The sequence below is a fragment of the Haladaptatus halobius genome (assembly GCF_020618475.1).
Taxonomy (GTDB): Archaea; Halobacteriota; Halobacteria; order Halobacteriales; family Haladaptataceae; genus Haladaptatus; species Haladaptatus halobius.
Genome location: NZ_CP085336.1, coordinates 942,628 through 968,168, shown reverse-complemented (window position 1 = coordinate 968,168; position 25,541 = coordinate 942,628). Strand labels below are relative to the sequence as shown.

General features: G+C 57.8%; 27 protein-coding genes and 1 pseudogene. 13 read left to right on the top strand and 15 right to left on the bottom strand.

The features are described 5' to 3' along the window. Nucleotides 1-1,161 precede the first annotated feature (1,161 nt). On the bottom strand, nt 1,162-1,515 hold the full coding sequence (locus tag LIW51_RS40480; RefSeq protein ID WP_497007395.1) for a DUF8081 domain-containing protein: 354 nt from the start codon (nt 1,513-1,515) through the stop codon (nt 1,162-1,164). A gap of 851 nt (nt 1,516-2,366) precedes the next feature. Further along, entirely contained in the window at nt 2,367-2,537 is a 171-nt protein-coding gene (locus LIW51_RS21790; RefSeq protein WP_227377135.1) for a hypothetical protein, read from the bottom strand. 12 nt (nt 2,538-2,549) lie between these two features. Here LIW51_RS21790 and LIW51_RS21785 point away from each other — a divergent pair, with 12 nt between their 5' ends. Then, the gene (locus tag LIW51_RS21785) at nt 2,550-2,768 is read left to right on the top strand and encodes a hypothetical protein (RefSeq protein WP_227377133.1); all 219 of its coding nucleotides are present in this window, start codon (nt 2,550-2,552) and stop codon (nt 2,766-2,768) included. A 431-nt stretch (nt 2,769-3,199) separates the two neighbouring features. On the opposite strand, the pseudogene LIW51_RS38960 reads toward LIW51_RS21785, so the two are convergent. After that, a pseudogene (locus LIW51_RS38960) lies at nt 3,200-4,348 on the bottom strand (aminotransferase class V-fold PLP-dependent enzyme). A 170-nt stretch (nt 4,349-4,518) separates the two neighbouring features. Here LIW51_RS38960 and LIW51_RS21770 point away from each other — a divergent pair. From LIW51_RS21770 to LIW51_RS39360, 3 genes are all read left to right on the top strand, one after another. Continuing rightward, nucleotides 4,519-4,701, top strand: a complete 183-nt coding sequence (locus LIW51_RS21770; protein WP_227377130.1) for a hypothetical protein — start codon at nt 4,519-4,521, stop codon at nt 4,699-4,701. 117 nt (nt 4,702-4,818) lie between these two features. Beyond that, nucleotides 4,819-5,091 (top strand): hypothetical protein, encoded by a 273-nt coding sequence (locus LIW51_RS21765; protein WP_227377128.1) that lies wholly within the window; start codon nt 4,819-4,821, stop codon nt 5,089-5,091. Between the two features lie 115 nt (nt 5,092-5,206). Further along, entirely contained in the window at nt 5,207-5,710 is a 504-nt protein-coding gene (locus tag LIW51_RS39360; protein ID WP_368411808.1) for an AMP-binding enzyme, read from the top strand. 264 nt (nt 5,711-5,974) lie between these two features. On the opposite strand, the gene LIW51_RS21755 is transcribed toward LIW51_RS39360, so the two are convergent. After that, on the bottom strand, nt 5,975-6,133 hold the full coding sequence (locus LIW51_RS21755; protein WP_227377126.1) for a DUF8008 family protein: 159 nt from the start codon (nt 6,131-6,133) through the stop codon (nt 5,975-5,977). A gap of 387 nt (nt 6,134-6,520) precedes the next feature. After that, on the bottom strand, nt 6,521-6,934 hold the full coding sequence (locus tag LIW51_RS21750) for a winged helix-turn-helix transcriptional regulator (RefSeq protein ID WP_227377125.1): 414 nt from the start codon (nt 6,932-6,934) through the stop codon (nt 6,521-6,523). 128 nt (nt 6,935-7,062) lie between these two features. Between LIW51_RS21750 and LIW51_RS21745 the strand changes: the two genes are divergently transcribed. Genes LIW51_RS21745 through LIW51_RS21735 form a run of 3 tightly spaced genes read left to right on the top strand, consistent with a single transcriptional unit; the run spans nt 7,063 to nt 8,678 of the window. Further along, a complete protein-coding gene (locus LIW51_RS21745) occupies nt 7,063-7,518 on the top strand; it encodes a DUF6069 family protein (protein ID WP_227377124.1) in 456 nt (151 codons plus the stop codon). Then, entirely contained in the window at nt 7,518-8,120 is a 603-nt protein-coding gene (locus tag LIW51_RS21740; protein WP_227377123.1) for an NADPH-dependent FMN reductase, read from the top strand. The genes LIW51_RS21745 and LIW51_RS21740 overlap by 1 nt, the downstream gene beginning before the upstream one ends. A gap of 9 nt (nt 8,121-8,129) precedes the next feature. Further along, nucleotides 8,130-8,678: a WD40/YVTN/BNR-like repeat-containing protein gene (locus tag LIW51_RS21735; protein WP_227377122.1), complete on the top strand. Its 549-nt coding sequence runs from the start codon at nt 8,130-8,132 to the stop codon at nt 8,676-8,678. A 60-nt stretch (nt 8,679-8,738) separates the two neighbouring features. Here LIW51_RS21735 and LIW51_RS21730 read toward each other — a convergent pair whose 3' ends face one another. The 4 genes from LIW51_RS21730 to LIW51_RS21720 all read right to left on the bottom strand — a co-directional run bounded on the left by LIW51_RS21730 (nt 8,739) and on the right by LIW51_RS21720 (nt 12,323). Next, entirely contained in the window at nt 8,739-9,779 is a 1,041-nt protein-coding gene (locus LIW51_RS21730; protein WP_227377120.1) for a hypothetical protein, read from the bottom strand. Nucleotides 9,780-10,079: 300 nt separating this feature from the next. Beyond that, on the bottom strand, nt 10,080-10,295 hold the full coding sequence (locus LIW51_RS40475) for a DUF8141 family membrane protein (RefSeq protein ID WP_368411807.1): 216 nt from the start codon (nt 10,293-10,295) through the stop codon (nt 10,080-10,082). Nucleotides 10,296-10,913: 618 nt separating this feature from the next. Then, complete coding sequence (locus tag LIW51_RS21725; protein ID WP_227377119.1) at nt 10,914-11,351, bottom strand: DoxX family protein; 438 nt, start codon at nt 11,349-11,351, stop codon at nt 10,914-10,916. A 186-nt stretch (nt 11,352-11,537) separates the two neighbouring features. Then, a complete protein-coding gene (locus LIW51_RS21720) occupies nt 11,538-12,323 on the bottom strand; it encodes an HAD-IIA family hydrolase (RefSeq protein WP_227377117.1) in 786 nt (261 codons plus the stop codon). A 308-nt stretch (nt 12,324-12,631) separates the two neighbouring features. Here LIW51_RS21720 and LIW51_RS21715 point away from each other — a divergent pair, with 308 nt between their 5' ends. Continuing rightward, on the top strand, nt 12,632-14,311 hold the full coding sequence (locus LIW51_RS21715; RefSeq protein WP_227377116.1) for a potassium channel family protein: 1,680 nt from the start codon (nt 12,632-12,634) through the stop codon (nt 14,309-14,311). A 32-nt stretch (nt 14,312-14,343) separates the two neighbouring features. Here the strand turns inward: LIW51_RS21715 and LIW51_RS21710 are convergent, their stop codons facing one another. The 3 genes from LIW51_RS21710 to LIW51_RS21700 form a co-directional block, all read right to left on the bottom strand. Next, the gene (locus tag LIW51_RS21710) at nt 14,344-15,816 is read right to left on the bottom strand and encodes a stage II sporulation protein M (RefSeq protein ID WP_227377115.1); all 1,473 of its coding nucleotides are present in this window, start codon (nt 15,814-15,816) and stop codon (nt 14,344-14,346) included. 41 nt (nt 15,817-15,857) lie between these two features. Then, entirely contained in the window at nt 15,858-16,700 is an 843-nt protein-coding gene (locus LIW51_RS21705) for a hypothetical protein (RefSeq protein WP_227377114.1), read from the bottom strand. Nucleotides 16,701-17,028: 328 nt separating this feature from the next. Beyond that, entirely contained in the window at nt 17,029-18,837 is a 1,809-nt protein-coding gene (locus LIW51_RS21700) for a bacterio-opsin activator domain-containing protein (protein WP_227377113.1), read from the bottom strand. 372 nt (nt 18,838-19,209) lie between these two features. Between LIW51_RS21700 and LIW51_RS21695 the strand changes: the two genes are divergently transcribed. Further along, nucleotides 19,210-20,553 carry an MmgE/PrpD family protein gene (locus LIW51_RS21695; RefSeq protein ID WP_227377111.1) on the top strand — a complete coding sequence of 448 codons (1,344 nt, stop codon included), beginning with the start codon at nt 19,210-19,212 and terminating at the stop codon, nt 20,551-20,553. Between the two features lie 175 nt (nt 20,554-20,728). Here LIW51_RS21695 and LIW51_RS21690 read toward each other — a convergent pair whose 3' ends face one another. Beyond that, nucleotides 20,729-21,094, bottom strand: a complete 366-nt coding sequence (locus LIW51_RS21690) for a hypothetical protein (protein ID WP_227377110.1) — start codon at nt 21,092-21,094, stop codon at nt 20,729-20,731. An 820-nt stretch (nt 21,095-21,914) separates the two neighbouring features. Here LIW51_RS21690 and LIW51_RS21685 point away from each other — a divergent pair. The 3 genes from LIW51_RS21685 (at nt 21,915) to LIW51_RS21675 (ending at nt 23,663) form a co-directional block, all read left to right on the top strand. After that, a complete protein-coding gene (locus tag LIW51_RS21685; protein ID WP_227377108.1) occupies nt 21,915-22,151 on the top strand; it encodes a hypothetical protein in 237 nt (78 codons plus the stop codon). A 480-nt stretch (nt 22,152-22,631) separates the two neighbouring features. Then, nucleotides 22,632-22,910 carry a hypothetical protein gene (locus tag LIW51_RS21680; RefSeq protein WP_227377107.1) on the top strand — a complete coding sequence of 93 codons (279 nt, stop codon included), beginning with the start codon at nt 22,632-22,634 and terminating at the stop codon, nt 22,908-22,910. A gap of 72 nt (nt 22,911-22,982) precedes the next feature. Next, a complete protein-coding gene (locus tag LIW51_RS21675; RefSeq protein WP_227377106.1) occupies nt 22,983-23,663 on the top strand; it encodes a hypothetical protein in 681 nt (226 codons plus the stop codon). Between the two features lie 8 nt (nt 23,664-23,671). Here the strand turns inward: LIW51_RS21675 and LIW51_RS21670 are convergent, their stop codons facing one another. Then, a complete protein-coding gene (locus tag LIW51_RS21670) occupies nt 23,672-23,899 on the bottom strand; it encodes a hypothetical protein (protein WP_227377105.1) in 228 nt (75 codons plus the stop codon). A gap of 292 nt (nt 23,900-24,191) precedes the next feature. Between LIW51_RS21670 and LIW51_RS21665 the strand changes: the two genes are divergently transcribed. Further along, nucleotides 24,192-25,022, top strand: a complete 831-nt coding sequence (locus LIW51_RS21665; RefSeq protein WP_227377104.1) for a phosphosulfolactate synthase — start codon at nt 24,192-24,194, stop codon at nt 25,020-25,022. Between the two features lie 34 nt (nt 25,023-25,056). On the opposite strand, the gene LIW51_RS21660 is transcribed toward LIW51_RS21665, so the two are convergent. Further along, complete coding sequence (locus LIW51_RS21660) at nt 25,057-25,464, bottom strand: hypothetical protein (RefSeq protein ID WP_227377103.1); 408 nt, start codon at nt 25,462-25,464, stop codon at nt 25,057-25,059. Nucleotides 25,465-25,541: the final 77 nt, after the last annotated feature.

Sequence of the window (25,541 nt, the reverse complement as noted above, 5' to 3'; positions counted from 1 at the left end):
TCCATTCGACACACTCATCATCAGTCATCCTGTGAAAACTAGTTACTCACTAATTGTATGGCTATCGTGTGTCGAGTTACCAATCGCCGAAGATGACGGAAGACCAGTGATTGATAGGAGTAGTACACCAAAACTGAATCAGTCTGAGAGAGCGTTGTATTCACGCAATTCGTCGCGGCTGACTATTTCCCTTGAATTCATTTCCATCTTATTCTCCGAGTCATGCGGCTGCCCACTGTTTTTGTACCATTATTAAGAAACCTAGTAATCACGTCTGTCTTGTTCTGGCCGGAAAAATATGAAAACTCCAAGGATGACTAGTTCAGTGATCTGGTTATTTTTGTCTATCTTGCTGTGCCGGTTGACTGATGAAGTTTCGGTAAGCCTCATAGCAACTCTCACAAACGATGTGCTCATCATCCAGTGGTTCATACCCCAAATTCACACTTTGGAGCGTTAACCAAACGTGAGGGTCACTATCGGTGATTTGGGCGCCACATCGGTCACAGCTTTGCTTCGTCGTCGGCATTTGAATCCGTGAATAAACAAAGTATGTGGGTAGCTATCAACCTTCGGACGGCGAGAAGGGGACAGAACGCATAGAATGCACAGGGTCCGAAGATTCATCGGCTATGTTGCTCCCTCTGAAATAATCAAAGTCACCAGTAAGAGCCACGAGAACCCCACAGACCACCACTACGTCGTCGCCATCGACGACGTGACTCACAAGCTAATTGGCTGCACATGTAACTGGGTTACACCTATCACCAATCTTCCGACGAGAACTGTCTAGTAACACCCCAACTGGAGTTTTACTTTCACTATGTGGCCACGGAATATGAGTGAACCACCCGATTCTTACAACCAACGAAGGGACCATGAGACGATTAGAGAATCTACACCCAGATACATCGCTGGATCGTTCAGCAACCCGCGTGTTCATTGCCCTGGTGGGGATTGTACTCGCGCAAATGATGCTTCAAATAGCACTCGCGACCGATCTAGCTCGCTGGCCAGCGATGGGAGCAGGTGCTGTGGTTGCGTTCATCACCGGCGTATTTCTGGCCGAGTATGAAGCCTCGCCCCTTTAGCGGGGGAGGATGCCAAAGCGATGGTTATCGCTCGTACTCTCTCAGATCACTCGTCAGCTCAGCCCCTAACTCACCACCATCGAGAGATCCTGCCGAACAAAGTAGTAAAGCGCGTGGGGTTTCGACGCGCCTGCCACAATAGGCCCCTAGCGCCCCGCAGAGATTCGCACCAACATCGAATTTCCACATCCTCTATCTGTTTCAATAGATTCCGTAATCGACGGATGTGGTCGGCAAGAACATAGGCATCAACAGCACGTGGGTCATTTGCCGGTGCGGCCTGAATTCGCAGTGGCCCATCGCCTGCCGACAACTGACTTGTGTACGCCTCGGCATGTTCTCGTGACCCAAAGTCGAGAGTCGGGCCATGCGTCGTGATGACTTTCGAGAGTGTGGTGTTGACAGCGATAGCATTGTCCTTCACTTCGGCACTGAATCCCGTTCCCCCCCAGCCTGATTGGTTCAGCTGAGAATTCGTCGCTTGCTGCCCCCTCCGGCAACCGCTTAACAAGAATCCCCTTTTCGATACGTCCAGCAGTTAAATGACTGTCTCCGTTATCGAGGGCGATCGTCATCAGTGGTTTACTGTCCAGCCGTTTTCCTCAAATAGTGAAAATACAGCTCTTCAGTAACGTCTTGCTCTCATGGCATTCCCATCACTGTCGATCCTCGTTCCATTTGTTTGTACCCCCCTATTACTTTGGAAGAATTTGGGGGTACAGATCGGCATTTGACGGCTTTGAAATTGCATAGAATTGCTTAGGGCTGGTTTCTACCCGTAAGATTCAGCCTTAGAATCCTAAGGCTGGATCGAAATCATAAATACAGCCTTCCACGGCTTCACACGACCGAAAACTGGACTTTCCCGTGCTATCCTGATTCCTGTTACTCATCCAACCTTAGGCTCTCTTATTCATGTTACTATTCCAACCATAGGATCACGGATAGGTATTGGCTCACACAGGTATTATCGAGGAAGAGAACGCCTCTATCCAGCCTTAGACCTGAACTATTACAATTCTACAAATATATCCAAATATACTTGTGCCCTCGTAGACATTCCCGTCGATTCGGTCGTCGAATCACGACACCTCTTGCTTCCCCAAAGTAGTTGGTACAGGGGATCATTGTGAAATGAATGAGTACTGGCCTCACTCAATGTCCTGACTGTGGATGGACCGGTAATACAAGTGATTGCGTGATCGATGAACTTAAACGAAAGTGTCCTGTCTGCCACTACGTCTTTCGACGTAATTCGTAACTCGGGGAATCTCTTCACTCTTTCTCTGGAATCCACCAAATAACCACTCGCGGGCTCAACTTCCCCCGCTCCACCGCGCCATCCTCCTGCAACCCTTCGAGCCGTCGATGCGCAGTTGGCCGCTCAATCTCAAGCGTATCCGCCATCCACCGAGCGGTCACAGCCGGAAACTCGGACTCGTGCATCGCCGTTGGAATATGGACAACACATCAACACTCCGCCAAAATGCATATATTTACCGGCAAAATATGGCAACTATGGTGCGTAACAGTAACATAGCTGGCCTCGGACTCGTGGGATTATTGCTTATCGCTGGTATTATTCTCTTTGTCTTCCCAGAACCAGCAACTTCGGGGATCGGCGTCATGCTCATCATCGCCGCCGTTATCGTTTGGGCCGTCCAACGATTCTTATAAGTTAAACTCAGTACTAACAGCAGAGTCTATTATTCTTGTCATTTGAGGGATTTTCCTGTGCTATATCTCAGTAGATGTATTCTCTCTATTCATCATGTTGTGTGAAATTAATCTCCTCTGAGGATTTCAACAAGGTCAGTGGTCTTGTATTACGTGGACCCCGCGTAGCGGTCGTGCGCATCGAAAACGAAATATGCTAGCGGGAGTGAGCAGACGAACTCCTCTATTGAGTCATGATCGTAGTGTTTGAACCACCGTACCGCGACGACGAACGTCCGATTCCAGCCCAGCGAGTGAGTATACTGAAGTCAGGCACGTCACGAATAATCGATCGGCTCGGCCAGACGGGAAATCATCTTATCATCTGAACGATTCTGCAGTAAACTCTGGTCTGAACGTGCTGTCTAGTATGGAAGATTGAAAATCGACTACTAATTACTAACAGAGACATTAGTTAGTAGGTCAACCAGCTTATCAATCTCTTCGATTGTATTGTACAAATGGGGGCTGATTCGGAGGTTCCCTTCTCGTAGTGCCGTATGAAATCCGTTTTGGGAAAGCTTCACGTGGGTCTCTTGAACAAGTTCCTCCGTCGGATGGTGGAGAACAACGATGTTGGCGCGGCGTTCCGGCTCTTTCGGAGTAAGGACACTAAATGGACTCGATTCAACACCCTCGATGAGCCGATTCACGAGCTGTTCGCCGTGATTTGCGATACTGTCGAGTCCTATATCGTTGAGGTACTCGATAGAGGCAGTCCACGGCATGAAATTATTGAAATTAGCTGTTCCGAATACGTCTAAGCCAGAAGTTCCGAGGTCCGTCCGCAGTAGCAGATTCTGCATCTCATCAAGCGGTCTTCCTGCTTGCATGGGTAGCCAATAAGCCTGTACTGAAGAAAGCGATTTAATGACTTCCGGCGCAAGCCATATAAAGCCAGTCCCATATGGTCCACAAAGCTATTTGTACCCACAACTGGCCAGAACATCGATGGGAGTGTTCGTAACATCAATTGGTCGAGCACCCACGCCTTGCGAGCCGTTCAGCACGAAAATTACATCATTTTCGTTACAAACTCCCCCAATACCATTAATATCGAGTCGGCGGCCCGTAAACGAGTCAACCCACGTTGTACAGAACACGCGTGTCTGAGCGGTTATTGCATCGGAAATCTGCTGAGGAAGTTCGATGGCAGCATCTTGGTCGATAAACTGGAGGCGGACACCTTGTTCTTCAAGAAGTCGCCAAGGGAGGATTGTAGCAGGGAAGTCACCCTCAACGAGCAGTACTTCGTCGCCCACATTCCAATTAAGGCCTCGTATCAGCAGGTGAAGACCATATGAGAAGCTATTTCCAAGAACGATTTCGTCTGGCGAGGCATTGACCAGCGTTCCTAACGTGCGTTTGAGGCGGTCCGGAACATCCCAGAATGCTTGGTCCGAGAGTCGATGAGGAGCCTGTTTCAAAGCAGTGGCTTCCTTAATTACATTGACGGCTGGTTTCGGTAATGGGCCTTGATGTGCACAGTTTAGCCATACCTGCCCATCAAATGGTCCAAAATCGGCTCGCCAGTTGGTCATGAGATTACTACTCTCAATTACTACTACGTCGTTTTACAAGAATATCAAAATATCGGCATAGTTGATGGCATGAGCATGGGATTCTACTTGTTTTTATCTCCCGCTGAAGCGGGCTCACACGATGATTTCACGACCTCATATAGCATGTTTTTCGTACTCTCAGTGTAGATGTGTCATCAACAACGTATTCCGAGCCGCAGTACGACATCCACTGGGATTCGTACCTCTCGATCGAGGAGGATGCTCCTCCCTTCCGCGTTGGCCTGCGGTATATACGGACGGCGAGCGACGACCCGAGCATTCACGACCTCATCGGAGACCTCTACCTCGATGGTGATGTCCCCGACAATTGAGCGACGTGGCATCGCGGCTATACGCGCCTCGCCCCGTGGCTGAAAGCACATATTCTCCGCGAGGCGATGGAATGGAAGGAGACACGGCTTGCCCGCTATTTCGAACAGAACCCGCGTATGGCAACGGAATACGGATTCTTCGAACGCACTGAGTTCGGAGGAATCAATCCGGCTCCCCCAAACCAGTCCCGACTCTGGGAACTGTGGCACAACTCCTTCCCAAATGCCACTAAAGGATACTGTCATTCTGTTGCTGAGAAATTGGTCGAACTCGCTCGGGATAACGGGATTCCTGCGCCTGATGCGGTGTTCCAGCCCGACCAGACGGATACGATCAGTGAGCGGTCAGAGGTTCGCATCATCGCAGAAAAGACCGAGGAGGTCTGGTAGCAGGCCAAACCGTTCGTCACGGACACGTTCTACCTGAAGCGTGCCGAGAATACCGTGATTCACGAGAACGCGTTCTGGGAACAGCACGCCTACATGGGGATGCGTGAGAATATGTATGACAGAGCGATCAGCACTCTTTCTACATCGACTCGAAGACATGTTTACGACTGGCTGTGCAGACGTCTATCCACGCGAAATCGAAGAAACACTTTATGAAATCGATCAAATCACTGGTGCTGCGGTCATCGACACCCGCGATGACCTTCGAAGTGCAGTAGTCACAGCAGTCATCACTCAATCAAGCGATAATCTCACTGCCGACCAGATACGCAGGATTTGCGACGATCGTCTTGCAAGCCACGAGGTTCCTCAGCGAATCGAGTTCGTAAACAAGATTCCAACGACAGCAATTGGAAAAGTCGACCGAGTAGCCCTCCGGGAGAGATTCGGAACCCCCTCACCATATCCCCCATCGATACGTCACTTTCCTACCAATAATCGGCACTGTAGTGTTTGCTCGAACACCTCCGATTCGGATTCCCCTCGCGTATCGGCAATTCTACGGACGCGATCAAAGATCTCTGTCACCATAGTGAAAGGTATCGATCATACCAGTTAGGGATCATAATCGATCTTGGTTCGCTGATAATCATCTTGACTGATTCGATTACGTGTCTCTCCGGCCACGAACGCGGTGGCCGGTATTAGCTTTCCCTCTCCTGCTGGATACTAGCCGATAGCCGCCGATACAACTGTCGTACTCACAAGTAGCCGTACCAAGTCAGTCCCGAACTGTGTCACTTCGGGATGTCCATATCCGCGATTGTATGGGGTTTCGTGCTAGATTCGTGTCCCTCTCGGGCGCGAGTTCGTTCCGACCACGCTACTCTCCGGCAACCGCGTCTGTGGTCGGACTGTCGTCCGTGTTGTTGTTCGTCACCTCTCCGGGGAGCTCGACGTCTGCCTTCAACACGAAACGCGTCTCCTGGTAGCTCAACCCGTCTTTGAACCGTTGCCGCTTGATCTTCCCGAGCCTGTCCATTCGAGAGTTCGTGCATCGCGTCCATGGTTCGGCTCGTTTTAAGATGATACAGCGGTAGTTCGTTATCATTTAGTTATTATCTGACATGTATGGTCAATGTGAGACTGGTTCGCAAAAAATTGCACGACCTGGATTGACACGTACTTCTATTTTTCGAAAGTGCTCCGATCAGTACCTGGCGCAGAATCGACGGCCTCAGCAACGTCATTAGAGGTTCCTTGACATGGAATTGAATAGAAACCGAGATCGATCGCGGCGTCAAGCACTTCACGTTTTGGAGGAGTGAACAGCCCCGGGACAGTCTCCCTGACCGCCTGTAAAACTGGAGATTACGCGTCGAGAACCGCAAGAGTTATCGATAATTGTCCTGCCGAGATTTAGCGTGTCTCAATCATCATCGGTGGCAATCGGTTCGAGGTCGTGCCGCTCGGTCCAGACGCCGAGATACCAGAAGACAGGGGCTAGTTCTTTTGCCTTCTCCGTGGCGTTATATTCAACACGCGGTGGGATCTCGTTGTACGCTTGCCGCGTCAATAACCCGACCTCTGTGAGTTCTTCGAGCCGATTCGAGAGCGTGTTTGGAGCAATATCGACTGCCTCCTCAATATCGCTGAATCGCAACGGCCCATCTCCAGTTGCGAACTGGTGGAGGATCACGATGGTGTGTTTCTTTCCCAAGAGGTTGAGGAGCGCAGCCATCGTCCGATTGTCATCCTTCGCTTGTTCTGAGCCGGGTGGTCGCGCTGTCTCATTGGAGAGAATTGTCTCGATGAATTCTTCAGCCTGCGGTGATTCGACCATAGCCTAACTATGAGTTCTGAAGTCATATAACTTGTTTCTTCGAAGGTTGTAAGTAGCTACACAGGAGGTGAGTTGCTCCATGACTTCTAACTTAATAGTATATTACTACAGCTACTGTACTGTTGAGTATGGCATCCACGACCGCCATGAACAACTCGGAATTGAGCAGATCCGTCGGCACGGTCCGACTCGCAAAATTCGGCCTCTTAGCGTTGCTCATCGTGAGCATCGTGAACGTCCTCGTCCTGTTCATCGGGCTAGCGATCGTCGAATTCCCATCCGAATTCGTCGGCGGCCCGTTCGGACCACTCGCGGTGGGGCCGGTCGTCGTTAATTCAGCCGTTGCCGCCATCGGGGCGACCCTCGTGTACGAAGTGGTCACGCGATACGCGGCACGACCGAACCGGACGTTCACCATCATCGGAGGGGTGTTCTTGGTGCTCTCCTTTACGATGTTCCTCGTGCCCGACCTGTCCGGCGCTCCGCCGAGAGTCTTTGCTACACTCGCGGTGATGCACGTGACCGCCGCAGTCACCATCGTCGCCGTCTTGACCCGGGCGACGAACCAGGAGGCTGAATCTTAATGAGCTCTCTCGGACGCGCCGGTCGATCATCGGGGAAGGCGCGGCCGCACGTCGTCGCAGTATGCGGGAGCCGACGCGAAGCAAGTTACACCCGTCGAGCGCTCCACGAGGCGCTGGTCGGCGTCGAAGCAGCTGGCGGTACAACTGAGTTGCTCGACCTCGCGGAATTGGATCTCCCGCCGCTCGATCCCGACGTCGATGGGGCAGGAGACGGCGACATAGTGAGACGGACGATCCGTGAGGCCGATGCGGTCATCCTCGGAACGCCCATGTACCACGGCTCGTATTCGGGCGTGTTGAAAAACGCGCTCGATTACTGCGGATTCGACGAGTTCGAGAACACGACTGTCGGGCTCCTCGTCGTCTCGGGCGGGCCGTTTCCCACGCCGGCGCTCACTCACCTCCGCGACGTCTGTAGATCGCTACACGCCTGGGTTCTCCCGTACCAGGCGGCGGTTCCGCAGGCGCGTACCGCGTTCGACGATGACGGATTCGTAGACGAGGACCTCCGAGAACGCGTTCGGACGCTCGGCGTCCGCGCTGTCGAGTACGCATCAATCGAACCGGTCGAAACCCGGGCGGCGCAGCTTCAGGAGGCGTAATCAAGTCCCATGATTTTACTCATCGGGACGCAGGACGGCGTCCATACGTTCGAAGAGCACGGGTCGTTCGCCGCGTCGAAAACCGGCCTGTACCACTCGGCAGATCAGGGAATAATATGGGACCGACTTGGCGTGCCACAAGAGGAGGTGTACGTCGTCGCGGTCAGTCCCGACAGCAGTCGTCTGTATGCGGACACGCATCCGGCTCACATATACGTCTCGACTGATCAAGGCAGGACATGGACGGAACTGGAGGGGTTCCAGGAACTTCCCTCTCGTGACCAGTGGCATACTTCTCTTCATCGCGGGAAGTCACACGTCCGTAGCCTCGATGTACACGCCGATACACCCGACCGGGTAGTTGCTGGTGTCGAAGTCGGCGGAGTCCACATTAGTGATGATAATGGTAAGACATGGACTGAGCGATGTGCGGGTCTTGAGCTAGAACGCGGGGATGATCCCCAATATGATATTCACCACGTGTTAGTGGTAACCGCCGACGACGGGTCGGGACTCGGCCTCTCTATCGTGGACGGAATCGCGGAAGCACACGGCTGATCGGTCTCGATCTGCGACGGACGCGACGGCGGGTCGCGCTTCCTGATTCGCCGGGAGTGACTACGTTCGGCGGAAGCCCTCGACGGTCGGCGGTTCGAGGGGACTTGACGGAAGTCCGGGGGTTGGGTCGGGGTCGTTGTAGCCGCGCGGAGCGACGTCGTTCGGGGCGTCCGGATAGAACAGCGACGCCAGCAGTTGAATCTGCGACCGACCGACGCCGAGTTCGAACTGGCCGCCGCCGTACAGTCGAACGTCGTTACGCTCGCAGCGTTCGAGCGCCGCGAACAGCGATTCGACGCTCCCGAACCGCGAGGGCTTGACGTTCAACCATCGGGGTTCGAATGGAAGCGCCTCGATGCTCTCGACGCCCGTTATCGGCGCGTCCCACGAGATTCGGTCGCTGGCGGGGTCGAGAATCGGCGCGGTCTCGTCGGTGTATGCCGGGTCTTCGATGACCGCGTCCGGCAACCCGTCTCGAACACGCCGGTAGAGGTCGGGGTTCGGCGACTGGTTGACCTCGGAGTCGCCGTAGTGCGCTTTCAGGTCCACGACGCAAATCCGGCCCATCGCCGCCAGTTCCGAGACGAGATCGGGAGACCACTCCGGCGTCGCGTCGAGTTTGAACGCCAGTTCAGGATCGATGTCGAGCCATCGTCGGACGCGCTCCGCGCTCGGCGGGTCGCCCAGTCGCGTGCTCACCACGAATCGCACCGGGGAGGGAGTGCGGTCGAGAGCGGTCGGGAGGTCGATGTCGGCCTGCCGGAGCGCCAAGTCCAACGCCGCGCTCTCGAACCCCCATCGCCGGTAGTGTCGAAAATCCTCGCGGGACGGCCCCACTGGAAAGAGGTCGCGGTTGACCATTCCTGCCGAGAACTCGTCGAACGCGTACTTGCCCGCGAGGTCGAACTCAGCCCCCGCCAGCGCGCGCTGGTCGTCTTCGTCGTAGGTCACGTCCTCGCCGCGTCCGGTTTCGCCGGCACCGTGGAGGACGATTTCGGTCGTGACGCGCGTGAACTTACTCGACGTTTCGCGCTCGTGCGTTTCGAACTCGCAGGAATCGATTTCGAGTGGGAGGTCGGCAACCGCGTCGTAGAGCGTCATGGTCGAAGGTCGGTCGGAAGGAAGTTAACTGTCGGGTGGATACTCTCCGGAAGTCGTTCTCGGTCGGTAGACTTGAACTGCGCGAAGATGGCGTAGGTAAGTGAACGAGACTCATCTTCAGGGACGACGCGTAAGCGAGAGCGGGAAAGAACCGTTACGTCGGTAGTCCAAACGAGACGTAGCACTGTCGAAACGCTCAGCGGATGATAGTCTTCCCATCCTCAGCGACTGGTAGAGGACTCGTATTCAGCACGGAAGTACGGATAACGAACCTTGGAAACTCGAATGCATTATGGCGTTTCAAGTCCGGTTTTGAGCGTGACGCATAATCCACGTCGAAATCGGAAAGCTAGCCGCGACCAACCCGTACACGCCACCCAATATGGGTTCGACGCCGAACGACGGGGCCAACAGATATCCCGTAACGAATCCGAGCGGGTCCAGAACGAGTGCGATTATCAGTATCTGTTGTCCGAAGGACTTCGACTGGAGCCAACGGAATCCGGAGCGAAACATGGTGCGATATAGTCAAGCAGCCGTATGACAAGTCATATTTCTTTCGGTTGTCACCGAATCGATCGGTTCGAATCCTTACCAGCCATTCATATGTATTAAATTGTTGATAACAAACCGAGGTTCGACGGAGCCACCCGAACAGTAAAGTTAGCAGCTAAGCGTTCGGTATAACCCTTAAAAGAGGCTGAAAAAAAAGCGATCCAGTACGCGTCGGATTATTAGCCGCGTCAACGATCTGTGTTGTGCTTTTATTCGCGTACGCTTCGATGAAGATAGTTGTCGTCTCGTTCGAACCCATTATCGACCCCACGACCCTCGCTACCGTTGCGATCTTCGCAGGGGTGGCTGTATTTTTGCTATCCGATCACGATGAGAATAGTGCGTAGTCACTACGATAGTCGGTACTTTCCGTGCTACCGTCTGTAAAAACCCAGTTGGCGAATCAAGTCGATAAATTCGCGGAGTTACTCACCAACTATCTCGGTGGAGATAGCATCTCAGTAACGGTATTTCAGTAAAACCAACGGAGCTACCTTCGGTCGCCGAGACCGTCACCACCTCTCCACAGAAATCGATGACGCGGTCGAGGTGACTGACGACGAACGAGCGCGACCGGGATTACGTTTCTGAAATCATGAACGACGAGTTTAGTTCCCCGTCCGAGACGATGCTGTCGACCGAGAGTTCGCCGGCACCGCTCGCCGCGAGCGAGAACGCCGCCAGCGAGAGGACGATGGTAAGTTCAGAGTCCGAGTACCCCTTCGGCAGATGCACCAGTATCGTGGCGACGACCATCTCGACCGCGAGCACGAGCGCCGTAATTCGCGTGAACAGGCCGAGCAAGAGGAGCAAGCCGCCGCCGACCTCGACGACCGCGACGGCCCACGCCAGCGGCGACGCGAACGGAAGCCCGAGTCCGGCGAGAAATCCCGCGAACTTCGATACCGGCATCGCGGCCGGGCCGACGGCGAACAGTTTCCCGACGCCGTGGACGAGCACGACGAGACTGACCGCGACTCGAATCAGAAACGGCCCCCACGTTCGTGAATCGGTCATGTTCCTCTATTATCTCTACATCGTTAAATAGTTGTGCGCAAGATGCTTTATATTGTAAATAATATCGACGGTTGCGGCGCCTTCTGTCGTTTCGTGGGAGGAAAAACGGAGATCTACAGGTAAAGAGCGGCGCGTCTAAACCCTGCGAGTAGTGTTGTTCCGTCAGTAGGCAACGTGAACTGATGCTCAGTCTGCGAGAACGGCTTCTATCTCCCAGAGCGAGTCGATGACGTAGTCCGGTCGAACCGTCGCTTCCGCGAGGTCGTCCGGCGTCGTCACTCCCGAGTGGACGAGCACCGTCGTCGCTCCAATTCTATCGCCGAGAGCGATGTCGGTGTCGAGACGGTCGCCGACGACGAGCGTCTCGTCCGCCGGAACGCCGAGGCGGTCGAGCGCCGCCGCTCCCGCTTCGCGGGAGGGCTTTCCGAGCACGCGGTCGGGGTCTCGGCCCGCGACGCCCGCTATCGCGTTGAGGATGGCTCCCGACCCGGGAACGAGACGCTCCGCCGCGGGAATCGTCACGTCCGGATCGGTTCCGACGAACGCGGCACCGTCTTCGAGCGCCCAGAACGCTTTAGTGAGCGTTTCGTAGTCGAACTCGCGGTCGATGGAGCCGACGACGACGTCGACAGCGTCGGGGTCATCCCGGAGGGCGAATCCGCGTTCGCGCAAGAGGTCGCGGAGATACGACTCGCCGACGATGAACAGGTCGCTCCCGACGTGTTCGGCTTCGAGGAACTCGGCCGTGACGAGCGCCGAGGTGAGCACTTGTTCGGCGTCGATAGGAACGTCGTGGGCGGCGAATCGTTCGACGTAGTCTTCGGGAGGGTTCGTCGGATTGTTGGAACAGAGGAGGAGGTCTATCCCCGTCTCGCGCAGTTTTCGGATGCCGGTGTCCATGCCGGGTAAACCGTCGTCCCCGCGAACGAGCGTCCCGTCCACGTCCAGAATCGCACCGCGATACGAAGCCATTACGCGGGACGATACGCTCCAGCCTGTTCAATTGCCCGACTGACCGACGGAGTGCCAGCGCGGCGACCACGACCAGCGCGGATGACGGAAATCGGTACATCTCGGCGGGTTTGATTCCGTTCCGGTATATAAATCCACGTGTGCCATCGCGCTCGGCGCGAGGTGCTCGAACCACGGTGACGCGGTCGTCGCGGTGATGGAGTGTCGTTTTGGACTTTCGCGGACGCGAACGACGGGAAAGGAGCCGAGAGAGAAATCGACGGAGGACGGCAGAGTAAAGTTGCACGGATTAGAGTCAACATACGAGAATGGCTCAGCGACCTCAATGGTTCTCGGTCTCTCTCGGCGCGTTCGTCACGCGGCAACGACGGCGCGCGCTTCTCTACCTCGCCTCCTTCGCCGCTGTGCTGAGCCTGTACACGTTCGCGTACTCGTGGGGTATGACGACGTTCGAGGGCGAAGAGCGGAGCTTGATGTTTTCGTTCTCCGTCGTCATTGAGACCTTCACCACGACCGGCTACGGCGTGGACGCGGAACACTGGACAACGCCGCAGATGCGACTGATCATGGTCGCGATGCAGGTTACGGGCGTCTTTCTCATCTTCATGGCGCTGCCGCTGTTCGTCGCACCGTGGATTCAGCAGGCCCTCAGGGTGAGTCCGCCGACCAGCGTCGACGAACTGGAAGACCACATCGTCATCTGCGGCTACTCGCCGCGCGCGGAGACGCTCATCGACGAACTCGAATCGTGGAACCGAGACTACATCGTCGTCGTCAGCGATCGCGACGAGGCGCTCGACCTGTACGAACGGAACATCTCTCTCGTCCACGGCGACCCGGAATCGGCGGAGGTGCTCAGGAACGTCTACGTCGAGCAAGCCGACACGGTCGTCGCGGACGCGACCGACGAGCAGAACGCCAGCATCGCGCTGGCGGTTCGGGAAGTGACGGACGACGTGCAGATAATCAGCCTCGTGGAGGACGCCGACCTGACCAGATATCTCCGTTACGCGGGGGCGGATCAGGTGTTCTCACCGCGCCACCTCCTCGGCCACAGTCTCGCGGAGAAGGTGACCGCGTCGGTGACGACCGACCTCGGCGAGACGGTCGTCGTCGGCGAGGATTTCGAAATCGTCGAGCTATCGATACAAGACGGCAGCGAGGTGTGTGGGAGGCGACTCGCCGAGAGCGGCATCCGCGAGCGAACCGGCGCGAGCATCATCGGTCTGTGGCGGCGCGGCGAGTTCCAGAGTTCACCGTCCCCCGACACGACGCTGGACGAGAGCACCATCCTCGTCGTGGCGGGTCGGGAAGCCCAACTCGAACGACTGAAGGAGATGACGCTCTCCGACGAGCGCAGTCACGCTCGCGGGACGGTCATCGTCGCGGGACACGGGGAGGTCGGCTCGACGGTGCGAGAGACGATGCAATCGACGGCGATGCGAACCGTCGTCGTCGATATCGAAGACAAGCCGAACGTCGACGTCGTCGGCGACGTGACCGACGAGAGGACGCTACGGGACGCCGGAATCGAGCACGCGAACGCGCTCATCTTCGCGCTCGGGGACGACACGACGACCATCTTCGCCACGCTCGTAGCCCGAGAACTCGACCCGGGCGTCGAGATCGTCGCCCGAGCGAACGAGACGGAGAACATCGGAAAGCTCTACAGCGCGGGTGCGGACTATGTGCTCGCGCTCGAAACCGTCAGCGGACGGATGCTCGCGTCCACCATTCTCGAAGGCGAGGAGATAATCTCACCCGACAAGCAGATAGAAGTCGTCAGAACGACCGCACCCCGCCTCGCGGGGGAGAGTCTCGGGGACGCCGACGTTCGCTCCCGAACCGGCTGTACCGTCATCGCCGTCGAACGGAACGGCGACATCATCACTGACCTAGGGGCGGAGTTCGTGATTCGAGACGACGACCAACTTGTCATCGCGGGAACCGACGAGGACACGAACGAGTTCGCCGAAATCGCACAGTGACGCCGAGGTGTAATCGCCGAACCGTCGCCTGTTCACGCGATGGTCGAGGCGACCCACCACGTCAGAAACGCCTCGATGAACGCCGCGACGACGAACACCGGGAGGAGACCGAGCAGGACGTAGTACGCTCGGACGAGTTCCGCCGCGAGGTCGTCCGCGGTCGTCGAACCGCGGACGTACGACCACGCGACACCGCCGAGGTGAAGACCGAGCGCTCCCGCGACGGACAGTGCAGGTATCTCGACGATTCCGTGCGGCGCGATGAGCGCGACCGCGAGGCGAGGGTCGGGCAGTAGGCCGACGACGCCGCCGACGACGGCCCCGTTGAACAGGAGCGTGACGACGGTCGGAACGCCGAAGCCGAGTCCGGCGTACGCCGCCGAGATGGCGACCAACCAGTTATTCGCCGTCAGCGTGACGAACACGTCGACGGGAGCGGTGCCGAACACGTTCTCGGACACGCCCGGTCCGAGGCTTTCTAGCGCGAACGGGCGAGTGGCGAACCAGCCACCCGCGCTGCCGGCCGCGAAGAGGGCGAGTGCGGCGACCACGAGCGCGGGGCGACCGACGAGGAACGACCGGAGTTCGCGGAGACCGCGCCGCAGGGCGCTGCCAACCGATCCGCGCACGCGGGGCGCGACCGGCGGTTCGTCGAGATACAGCGCCGTCTTCAGCACGCCGAGCGTCGGCGCGAGACCGAACGCGAGGACGACGCCAAGGAGGCGGCCGATTCCGAGCAATTGGAAGACGAACGACGCGAAGCCGAACACCCCCACGAGACCGATAACCACGACGAAGTAGGCCGCGACTCGAAACGGCTTGCGCCGAACGAACCCGACGCTCCGTCGAACCCCGCCGCGCACACCGACGCCGTCGATGACGATGGCCTGCGGGACGAACAAAAAGAGGAGGTAGACGACGAACGCCAACGGGAGCCACACGAGCACCGAGAGGGCGAGCAGGAGTCCGGCGGCGACGCTCCCAGTTGCGGCGAGAAATCCGAACGCGGCGATGGGAGCGGTTATCAGGAGGAACGAGAGCGCACGAACGACGCCCAGCGCGAGGAACCGCTTCCAGTCTTGGGTCGCGCCGGTGACGCCGGACGCGACGGCTCGCTCGTCTCGAAGCGCCGCCGTTACCGCGTGAACCTGCGCCGCACCGGCGACGGCGCGGGCGACGAACAGAACGGCGACGCCGAGGAGCGCCGACACGAGGAGGAGGGCGACGACCTCGGGCGTGAACAGTCCCGCTATCGCCTCGCCGAGTCGTTCGAGTTGGGCGTCGCTCAACTCCGACCCCGCGAAGTCGATTCGTCCGACCGCGGTGACGACCGCCTCGATTCGACCGGTTCCGAAGAGGAGGGCGTAGACGAGCGCGACGCCGACGAGTGGAACCGTCTGCGCCACCAGACCGACGCTGGTTCCGGCGAGATACAGCGGCAACACCGCGACCGGTCGGGCGAGAAGCAGCGACCGAACCGACGAACTCGCGTCGCTGAATTTCATACTCGAACGTCTCACCCGAATTAGATATACGTGGCGGTGACTCAGTCGCGCGATTCGTAGTCGACCGTGAGGAACTGCCGACCGAACAGCCACATCTCGTGGCGGGCTCGGATTCCGTCTTCGTCGGGCCACACGCGGAACGACTGGCGTATCGGAAGTGCGACGGAACCTAGCCGCGTGACGAAGTACAGCCCTTCGTCGCCCGTCTCCGTCATCGTCGTCAGTTCGACGCCCGGCGGTTCGTCGCCGCGTTCGAGTTTCCGGATGGATAGCACGGTGCTCAGATTCGACCGTGGGAGGGGAGCCGCGATGTTGACGTAGCGCGTTCCGTCCCGAACGTGACTCGCGTAGATGGCGACGAACACCGCAGCCCCCGACTCGTTCGTCCGAATCCACGCCCGCGCTCCGTCGCGAGGGTCGTCGTCCGCGTCGATGGCGACGATTCGACTGGTGAGCGTCCCCGTCGCCGACCCCCACGGCCCGGGGAGGTTGAGCTGTTCGACCCGACTCGTCAGTCGGGAGGCGAGGGACGCACCCAGCCGGAATCCGCGATGCCACGTCACGCGATAGGTGAGGTTGTACTCGGCGGTGCGTTCGTAGAATCGCCGGACTGCTGGGTGAATCGCGTCCGGGTCGAAGTCGGGTTGGGCGTACTCACTCATGTCGTCCATTTCACCCGACAGAGGCTCCCCCGTCGCAACGTCGTGTCGTCGGAGGTACTCCGCACCGACGCGCCCCTTCGCGGTGAGCGGGCTGAACGGAATCGCTCGCGCGCGGGAGACCGCCCGGCGAACGCGCCGAACACCGACGCTCGCGGCGACGAGCAGAGCGACGGAGAGGGCGACGACCACCCGCAACTGGCGACACCCCTTTCTCACGTTCATACGACCGATTGGTCGCCTCGCTATTTCAGTCCACGCCCGACGAGTCGGCATATTAGCAAGGCCATAAATAAGTTTTTTGAAGTGTTTTATCGACGGTATGATAGAGAATGGAACAAAGAAGTGGGAGTCGACCGCTTCCAAAACGCCGCACCGCGACGAAGCGACGAACCACGACGCGGAGATACGCCGCGACGAGGCGGTGCGACATGAAAGCTGAGAGGAGACACGGCGTCGGTCGTTCTCGCTCCGCGCGCTGCTCCCCGGACCGTACGTCTGATATCCGAAGTGAGAGGCAGTACCGTCCGTTCGCTCTTTCGAACGGCAAATCTCACTCGACCGACGAGTGAGATTCGGTGAACAGCGCCTCGAAGATCTTCCTCTCGGCGGTGCGAACGTGCTGGTGGAAAGTGGGGGGACTGACGCCGAGCACGTCGGCGACGTCCTCGCCCGTGTTCTCCCGCGGCCAGTCGAAGAATCCCGAGTAGAACGCAGTTGCGAGGGAGGCCCGCTGGCGTTCGGTCATGTCGGTGAACGCCCGCTCGACGACCTCCGGAGTCGCGTCCGAGCGATGTTTCTGCCGGCGCGAGAGCATCTCCGCGACGGGGTACGCTTCCTGAATCACGTCGGTGATGTGTCGCACCGCCACACCGGGAGGGAGATGGATGGTCATGTGGAAGTCCCCTCTCTCGATAACTGCGTCTTCGATCAACCCGCCGTACGACGCTACGACCGATACCACTGGCGGTTCGACGAGGCGCAGTTCGAACCGTGCGTCGTCGCCTTCTCGACCGAAGATGGTCACCTCCTTGCAGTGAGGTAGTCGGTCGACGAGTAGCTCCACAGTCTCGGCCCCACCGTCGGTTACGGTTCCGTACTGGAGGTACGTTCCGTCGTCGACCGGAATGGTTCGGTCGATTGTAACCGTCCCCGGCGGAGGCTCCGCTCTCTCGGTGGTTTCGAAAATCCCGGGGACGCGAAGTTCGACTTCGACGATTTCGTCGCCCATCAGCGCCCGTTTGCGCTCGATAGCTGCGATGGCGTGTCCGGCGAGTTCGTCCAGTTGGCCGATAACTTCCAGTTCCTCGTCGGTGAAAGCGTTTGGTCGATCGGTGTAGAGGGAAAGTACTCCGTAGATGGAGTCCTCGTATACGATGGGAATCGACGCCGCCGACGTGTAGTCGTACTTGCGGGCGATATCGCGCCACGGCTCGAAATCCGGGTCGGCGAACACGTCTTTCACGACCTGTAGCTCCTGCGTCCGAATCACCCTCCCGGTCGGCCCACGACCCTCAGGGTCGTCGATGTCCATCGAGAGGTCGATCTCGTCGAGGTAGCCCTCGACGCCGGCCTCGACTCGGGGACGTATCTCGTTCGCCTTCAGGTCGACCTCCGCTATCCAAGCGAACGCGTAGGAGTCAGACTCGGCGAGAGATTCGACGATGACTCGCTCTATCTCCTTGCGCGTCGATTGATTTATCACGCCGTCGGTGATCTCCCGGATGACGGTGTTCAAATCGTTGAGCGCCGCGAACTGTTCGCGCTGCTGCGCGAGTCGCCGTTCGTGCTCGACTCGTTCTGTGATATCCCTGAGAACCGAGAGATGGCGTCCGGGAAGAGCGTCCGGTGTCGCGGCGTACTCGGTGATTCGCACGGTGTCGTCCGGTCGTCGCAGTGGGAACGTTCCGTGGAGTTGGTCGCTGTCCCTGAAAGCCCCCCACACCCCTTCGAAATCGTAGTCGTCTACCGCGAACTCGTCGACGGTGCGCCCGAGCAGTTTCTCACGAGGAAGCCCGAAGAGTTCGCAGGCCGCGGGATTCGCGGCGACGTACTGGCCGTCGTCGTCGGCGAGCACCATCGCGTCGAACGCCTCTTCGAAGACGGCGACGAACTGCTCTTGGCTTCCTTCGAAAAGCGCGTCGTCGCATTTCGCCCGCCACCACACCCGCCCGCGGGCACCGACTTTCTTGGTTTCGAGTTCGTTTCGTTCGACCAACGTCGTCAACCGGTCGTATGCCGCGCGTCGCGTGCAGTCGAGGGCGTCCGCGACTTCGCTCGTCGTCAGCGGCGCGTGCGGAGGGTCGGCGGTGTCGAAGATGGCAAGCGTTTCGGCGAGATGGTCGGAACCCTCGTACTTCATGCGTCGCGTACGTACTCGCCGATAGTTATACTTCCGTTAACAGAAGTCACCTTGCATCCACCGGTTACGCCGCCTCGAGCGATATATCAGACGATAACGGCCGATTCGAGTTAGTGGCGTGTGCCAATATCGAAAACCGGCCGTGGGGACAAACGTAATCGCAGAATATGACCTAATAGTTTAGGTGAAGTATTTTCTCATCGCCGACATGCCTCTCGTTTGTGGATTCTCTGTCACGTAGCTGGACGACCTCGGAATCGAAGCCTTCGGTCGTTCGAGCGAGAAGTAAGCCGGTGTTTCTCCGTCGAAACGTCGGATGACTCGGTGAACGCCCGGCGGTGCTTTTGGTCGTGCCCGTCGCAGGCGGGTCACATGACGACGACCGCCGAGACAGCAGATTTCGTCACGGAGACGGCGTTCGACGACCTCTCCGCTGACACCGTGGACGAACTGAAAAAACGAATCCTCGATTCGCTGGGCATCGCCGTGGGCGCGATGGGTGCGGACTCCGTGGAGAACGTCCGCGCGACTGTCGAGGAACTGGGAGAGGGTGACTGCTCGCTCTGGGGCGGTGGAACCGCGTCTCCCCCCGACGCGACCATGCTGAACACCGCGTTCGTCCGCTATCTCGATTACATGGACTCGTTCCTCGCGCCCGGCGAGACGCCGCATCCGAGCGACAATATCGCCGCCGCGATCGCGTGCGGCGAGTACGCAGACCGCTCCGGGGAAGAGCTACTCGCCGCGGTCGGCGTCGCGTACGAAGTGCAGGGTGAATTGGCGTGGAACGCGCCCGTTCGTAACAAGGGATGGGACCACGTCACGCACACGGTCATCTCCGCGACCGCCGGTGCCGCGAAACTGCTCGGTCTCGACCGCGAGGCGACTCGCGCCGCCATCGGCATCGCGGGAACCGCGCACAACGCCCTCCGGGTGACTCGAACCGAGGGAATCACGGAGTGGAAGGGACTGGCCTCCGCGAACACCGCCCGGAATGCCGTCTACTCCGCGATGTTGGCGAAGAACGGCGTCGAAGGGCCGACGAACCTCTTTGAGGGGCAGAAAGGCTGGAAGCAGGTCGTCTCCGGCGAGTTCGACGTGGACTACTCGCCGGGCGAGCGCGTCCACGACGTGATGACGAAGAAGTACGTCGCCGAGACGTACGCCCAGTCCGCCGTGGAAGGTATCATCGAGTTGGCCGAACGCGAGGATATCGACCCCGGTGAGGTGACGGAAATTCGCCTCGACACGTTCGCGGGTGCCAAACTCATCATCGGCGGCGGCGAGGGGTCGCGCTATCAGGTCGAGACGAAGGCGCAGGCCGACCACTCCCTCCCGTACATGCTCGCCGCCGCGCTCATCGACCGCGAGATGACGAACGCGCAGTACGAACCCGAGCGCATCAATCGGTCGGACGTCCAGGAACTCCTCCGGAAGGTCGAAGTTGAGGCGGACGACGAACTGACCGACCGGTTCGAAGCGGGCGAGATGCCGGCCGTCGTGGACGTGACGATGGCGGACGGCACGACGTACCGAATCGAGAAGGACGATTTCGAGGGCCATCCCAACAATTCGATGTCGTGGGAGCGGGTAGAAGCGAAGTTCCATCGGATGGCGGGGACGCGTTACGACGAGTCGCGCAGGGACGAGATAGTCGAGACGGTGTTGCAACTGGAGGATCGGGACGTGAGCGACCTAGTTGCGTTGCTGGGCTGATGTGGGACGCCGTATCGCATGATCCTCGTTTTCGATGCTCTGACGTGGTATCGTTCGAACCATCAACTTAGACCCTCCCTCTCCTCATGCTCGAGCACTGTCGCTGTCGAGTGACGATGCGAAAAAATATGAGGTGTTTGTTTATCGGTAAAAAATCCAGCGGTCAACGGCTAAATTAGCTGTTCAGGGGCAGAACGCCAACGCTGACGTTGATCTCCTGATTCTGTTCGGCGTTGTTCTCGGCGCTCGCTACGCCAACCTGAGCGTTCTCGTTGGATTGGCTGCTCGCCTGAACGGCGGTCGCGTCACCGCCGTACTTCGTCCATTTCGAGGCCGAGACAGCGGTCGCGTCGTCCTGGACGTTCACATTCGTTTGGGAAACGTCCTGATCCTGTGCGACCACAGCGGTGGCATCCTGGTCGATATCTTGGTCCTGTACGTCTATACCATCTGACTGTGCGGCTGCACTACCGATGACGCCGCCGAACAATACGGTGCTGGCGACCGCCATCGCGATCAGTATTCTGAGTGTTTTCTTCATGGTTTGGCTCTTGGTGGTGGGGAGGACAGTTCGACACAACGTCCACCCTCAACAGACCGTCACACCCTAACGGAGGTTCTGCGGCCTGTACCACCGCAGAATCGATATCGATCGAATTGTATTTCAACCCCCTGTATAGTTATGACCTTTCAGAGCGGACTATATGGATTCCATTGACTGTTTCCGTTCGATAACGGAAGTTAGGACTATTTAATCGCTAAAGCAGGCTGTACTTAGCCGCGTATCCCGCGTTTTCAGTATCGGCATCTCCTCCAGAGAATGCCTCGGTTTCGCGTCCCGTCACGGACCAGCGGCGAGGATTACGTATAAGTGTGCCAAACATTCACTATATTTTACCCCACGTCGCACGTCGCAGTCCCCTAATTGCGCGTTCGGATTTCTGATGGATGGTATGTCCGGGTAGCTGACGTCGAGGCTTGAAACGTGTGAACGAAAAAACTCGTCTGATCAACGACTGGGCTTTAGGCGTAATCTCGGTAATAGCTGTTTCTATCGGATAATATCCGCGGTTCAATGGATTTTTCGGGGGCCTCGGTCAAGGAGAAACGATAGAAATCGGATGCTTCCGAGACTTCGGTCTGCACTGCTGATTCGCTAAGGATTCAACTCCAACGCGAAGTTCTGACTTCGAGTAACCACTGTTGTACCCCTCGTGGCCGGTCAATAACAAAGAATAACCGTCCCGTTTTTCGTTCGGAGCTATGACCGACTACGTTCGCTTATCAGATAACTTTCACCGTCGGACGGGTACTCGAATACCTTCGAGACGTCGACGCGATCGACATTCGGGGGAAAGCCGATGAACAAAACCGTCCGAATCACCCTGGTACTTGCTCTCATCGCTGTGTTGGCTTTCGGCCCATCGATAGGCGCGGTGGAAGCGGAAAAAGCCTGTTCGCTTGCGGAGGACGCAGACATCGTCCGACATTTCGAACGGTACGGGGGAGGTTGCGAACCTGGTGATGAGACGTATATCACGTTTCCGGAGGGACAGCAAATAGATCAAATCGGCGAACCACCGTGGACGCCGTTATAACCCAATCGCCGGTACGCCAGTGATTTTTCGACGGGTCGGCGGCGCGTTTCAGGTGAATTCGACGACGATTCGTTTTTTCCACCGATCTCGACCGATGGCGACCATTCGACACTGACGTGTTCGTTTCCGGACCGATGGCCGCCGGTCGATAATCCGTTCGTCCGTCGCGTGGGGCAGCTTAACGGTAACGAAAGTTTCATATTCTTGAGTTCCAGTCTAGCAGCAGATGCTTTTCGCGACGATCGAATCCCATTGTGTGTAATTTCAGAGTCGCAGGAGATATCGATGGGAACGAAGAGGTTTTCAGAGTTATCAGTTCTCCGTTCATTATCCTTGGCTCGTTCCGATCTTAGTCCCCCCTGTCCGTTCTCAAGTTGTCAATAACAAAGGTAAATACTGGGTTTAGACCAAGTTGCGGCGAAATGTCGGAGTAACAAACGATGATTCAGATCGTAACGAAGTCACGAAATCGGTGAAAGAATGATGCGGAAATCAAAGACGAGCAGCGTAGTTCTCGCTTTGCTGCTCGTGATGTCGACGATGAGCGTCGGACTGGTGAGCGCGGCCACCCTTGGTGACGCGCCAGCGGGACAGGACGGTAGCGTCGTGCAGACGAACGGCGATGACGTCTACCTCGTCTTCGGGGCTGACACGTCGAACACTACCCTCGAAACGTGGGTTGAAGAGCACAAGAATCAGGCGCAGACGAGCTCACAAGAGTCCTCTTCGCAGGTCATCCAGTACCAGAACGTCTCGTAACTGAACGTCAATCAGCAGGGCGTCGCCATCGCCATCGCGGTCGGCGAGGGTAGCGTCGCTAAGGCGTGGCAGGTGAGCTGTCAGTTCAACAAGAACAAGCAGGTCGCGGACGCCACCGCCATCAACATGGATCCGAAGTCGGTTCAAACGGTCACAGCATCGGCCGACTTGAAGGACGACTTCTCAAAGTCGGACGTAAAGCGCACGAGCGACGGATCCGCACAAGCGAACGAGCAGAATGCGTCCGCGAACATCACCCAGTACCAGAACGTTTCCCAGCAGAACATCAACATCCAGAACGCCGCCGTGGCCATCGCTGTCGACCACAGCGATGCGACGGCGACCCAGGTCAGCTACCAGGCGAACTTCAACGCTCAGATCGCCGAGGCCAACGCGGTGAAGGTTGACATCGAGGAGGGAAGCTACCAAGCGACGGCGGTCATGAACGGCACGGACATGAAGGGTGACGACTCGTGGGCTGTCAGCTATGATGTCGGCGACGAACAGGTCAACGAACAACACGCCGCTGCGAACATCACGCAGGTGCAGTACGTCGAACAGTTGAACGTCAACGAACAGTACAGCGCCATCGCGTACGCCGCGAATGACGACTCCGCATCGGCGTCGCAGGTCAACTATCAGGTCAACGAGAACGTGCAGGTCGCCGAATCGAACGCGACCAACACCGACGGCGCGCAGAACGACCAGCAGAGCATCGGGCTCCCCGGAAGCAGCCTGCAACTCGTCGCGTAACTACGTCGCTAGTTCGGTGAGCAGTTCGGAAACGAACCACATTCGCGGTTACCTCGTTCGACTATTTTCTTCGCGCCGGACCCCCTACCGACACTCGGTGCGACCGCAGTTTCGTGACTGTCCGAGACGTTCTCGTGGAAGTCGACGTCGCAACGCTCTCGTTTCTCGTCGTCGGGATAGTCGTGACGGAACTGCTCCGCGAGCGCATCTGGTCCTCGTTTTCGTCGGTATTCCAACGGGGTATGCGGGATTGGTCGCGTTCGTCTTCGTGCATCGTCTCTGTGGCCGAGAGTGCGTCAATAACGGTGGATGTACCGGACTCGTCGCACCGAAACGCGTCGCCGGAGAGACTTTCGAAGATTACGTTACTGCGGAAGCTTACGCATCTCCAAAGAGAGCGCCTCGGGACGTTCGAGAACGCACCTCCTGGCTCGATGCATCGTAGAGTAGGTACTCGAACCGCTCACTACCTTCGTATCCCCCCAACTTCTTTTGTAGCAGGTCGTTGTACTCGGTGCAAGGGTTTCCATGACCGACAGAGCATTCGACTTCCTGCACGTCAACGAACGCGAATCGAAACCGCGCGAGAAGGGCATCACCGAGATGCGCGGACCGTATTATGACCCGATGGGACCGCGCGAGCTACGGGATATCTTCGATACGATGGGCGAGTATGTGGACATTTACAAGTTCTCGGGCGGGTCGTTCGCCCTGATGCCCGAGGACGCGGTGGAGGAACTCATCGCGGTGTGCCACGAGCACGACGTGCAAGTATCGACGGGAGGGTTCGTCGAGAACGTCCTCGTGCGCGACAACGACAAGGTGGAGCAGTACGTCGAGGAGGCCGGAAATCTCGGCTTCGACATCGTGGAGATATCGTCGGGGTTCATCGCCATCGACACCGACGACCTCGTGGCGCTGACCGAACTCGTCCAAGACCACGGTTTGAAAGCCAAACCGGAGATCAACGTCCAATTCGGCGCCGGCGGTGCATCGGCAGTCGAAGAACTTGAGAGCGAGGAAGCCATCGACCCGGCGAGCGCGATTCGAGAGGCCCAACGCCACCTCGATGCGGGAGCCTACAAGATAATGGTCGAATCGGAGGGCATCACGGAGCGGGTGCGCGAGTGGCGCACCGACGTGGCCTTCGCCATCGCCAACGAGGTCGGCATCGAGAACTGCGTGTTCGAGGCCGCCGACCCCGAGGTGTTCGAGTGGTACATCAAGAACTTCGGGCCGGAGGTGAACCTGTTCGTCGACAACTCGCAGATCGTCGAATTGGAGTGCATGCGCTCCGGTCTGTGGGGCAAGAAGAGTTCGTGGGGGCGGGTGGTGTCGTACGACGGAGAGGAGGGATGAACTACGACCCGCGTCCACCTCGGCATCAGTAGTTCTAACAGAGGTAGTTCAAGAGCGTTCCGAAGACGATGGCGAACCCTAGCCCGACGAGGATAACGAGTTCGGTCTCCGGCGGACTTCCGCCTTCGACCGGACAGTGAGTAACAACCTCGGGAAACGGTCGTAACTGACGCGGTTGTTCCAGCAAAGAGGCGGAACAACTTCGGAAATAAAATCCCGTCGCGGCGCTGAAAACGAGTAACCAGTCCAGTGGGAGGGTACGTTTTCCCGCCGTGAGGGACATCGAGGCGAGGAATGAGACGAGAAGTAGCAGTGCGAACAACGCGAATCGCTGACCGATCACCGTGAACTGTCCGAGCGCGAACGCGAGCACAGACAGCGATACGTAAACGACCACCCGCCGCTCCACCGCGAAGACGGACAGCCTCTCGGCGAATTGCATGGGTTATTTCGGTAATCGTTTATGGCCGGTAATAAACACGATGGACGGTCGAAGACGCGGTACTCGTTGTGGCGAGC

Excerpts from the sequence above, each read along its gene's own strand:
- LIW51_RS21790 (WP_227377135.1), bottom strand. The coding sequence starts at position 2,537 with ATGCACGAGTCCGAGTTTCCGGCTGTGACCGCTCGGTGGATGGCGGAT.
- LIW51_RS21785 (WP_227377133.1), top strand. The coding sequence starts at position 2,550 with ATGGACAACACATCAACACTCCGCCAAAATGCATATATTTACCGGCAA.
- LIW51_RS21765 (WP_227377128.1), top strand. The coding sequence starts at position 4,819 with ATGGCAACGGAATACGGATTCTTCGAACGCACTGAGTTCGGAGGAATC.
- LIW51_RS39360 (WP_368411808.1), top strand. The coding sequence starts at position 5,207 with ATGACAGAGCGATCAGCACTCTTTCTACATCGACTCGAAGACATGTTT.
- LIW51_RS21755 (WP_227377126.1), bottom strand. The coding sequence starts at position 6,133 with ATGGACAGGCTCGGGAAGATCAAGCGGCAACGGTTCAAAGACGGGTTG.
- LIW51_RS21750 (WP_227377125.1), bottom strand. The coding sequence starts at position 6,934 with ATGGTCGAATCACCGCAGGCTGAAGAATTCATCGAGACAATTCTCTCC.
- LIW51_RS21745 (WP_227377124.1), top strand. The coding sequence starts at position 7,063 with ATGGCATCCACGACCGCCATGAACAACTCGGAATTGAGCAGATCCGTC.
- LIW51_RS21740 (WP_227377123.1), top strand. The coding sequence starts at position 7,518 with ATGAGCTCTCTCGGACGCGCCGGTCGATCATCGGGGAAGGCGCGGCCG.
- LIW51_RS21735 (WP_227377122.1), top strand. The coding sequence starts at position 8,130 with ATGATTTTACTCATCGGGACGCAGGACGGCGTCCATACGTTCGAAGAG.
- LIW51_RS21730 (WP_227377120.1), bottom strand. The coding sequence starts at position 9,779 with ATGACGCTCTACGACGCGGTTGCCGACCTCCCACTCGAAATCGATTCC.
- LIW51_RS40475 (WP_368411807.1), bottom strand. The coding sequence starts at position 10,295 with ATGTTTCGCTCCGGATTCCGTTGGCTCCAGTCGAAGTCCTTCGGACAA.
- LIW51_RS21725 (WP_227377119.1), bottom strand. The coding sequence starts at position 11,351 with ATGACCGATTCACGAACGTGGGGGCCGTTTCTGATTCGAGTCGCGGTC.
- LIW51_RS21720 (WP_227377117.1), bottom strand. The coding sequence starts at position 12,323 with ATGGCTTCGTATCGCGGTGCGATTCTGGACGTGGACGGGACGCTCGTT.
- LIW51_RS21715 (WP_227377116.1), top strand. The coding sequence starts at position 12,632 with ATGGCTCAGCGACCTCAATGGTTCTCGGTCTCTCTCGGCGCGTTCGTC.
- LIW51_RS21710 (WP_227377115.1), bottom strand. The coding sequence starts at position 15,816 with ATGAAATTCAGCGACGCGAGTTCGTCGGTTCGGTCGCTGCTTCTCGCC.
- LIW51_RS21705 (WP_227377114.1), bottom strand. The coding sequence starts at position 16,700 with ATGAACGTGAGAAAGGGGTGTCGCCAGTTGCGGGTGGTCGTCGCCCTC.
- LIW51_RS21700 (WP_227377113.1), bottom strand. The coding sequence starts at position 18,837 with ATGAAGTACGAGGGTTCCGACCATCTCGCCGAAACGCTTGCCATCTTC.
- LIW51_RS21695 (WP_227377111.1), top strand. The coding sequence starts at position 19,210 with ATGACGACGACCGCCGAGACAGCAGATTTCGTCACGGAGACGGCGTTC.
- LIW51_RS21690 (WP_227377110.1), bottom strand. The coding sequence starts at position 21,094 with ATGAAGAAAACACTCAGAATACTGATCGCGATGGCGGTCGCCAGCACC.
- LIW51_RS21685 (WP_227377108.1), top strand. The coding sequence starts at position 21,915 with ATGAACAAAACCGTCCGAATCACCCTGGTACTTGCTCTCATCGCTGTG.
- LIW51_RS21680 (WP_227377107.1), top strand. The coding sequence starts at position 22,632 with ATGATGCGGAAATCAAAGACGAGCAGCGTAGTTCTCGCTTTGCTGCTC.
- LIW51_RS21665 (WP_227377104.1), top strand. The coding sequence starts at position 24,192 with ATGACCGACAGAGCATTCGACTTCCTGCACGTCAACGAACGCGAATCG.
- LIW51_RS21660 (WP_227377103.1), bottom strand. The coding sequence starts at position 25,464 with ATGCAATTCGCCGAGAGGCTGTCCGTCTTCGCGGTGGAGCGGCGGGTG.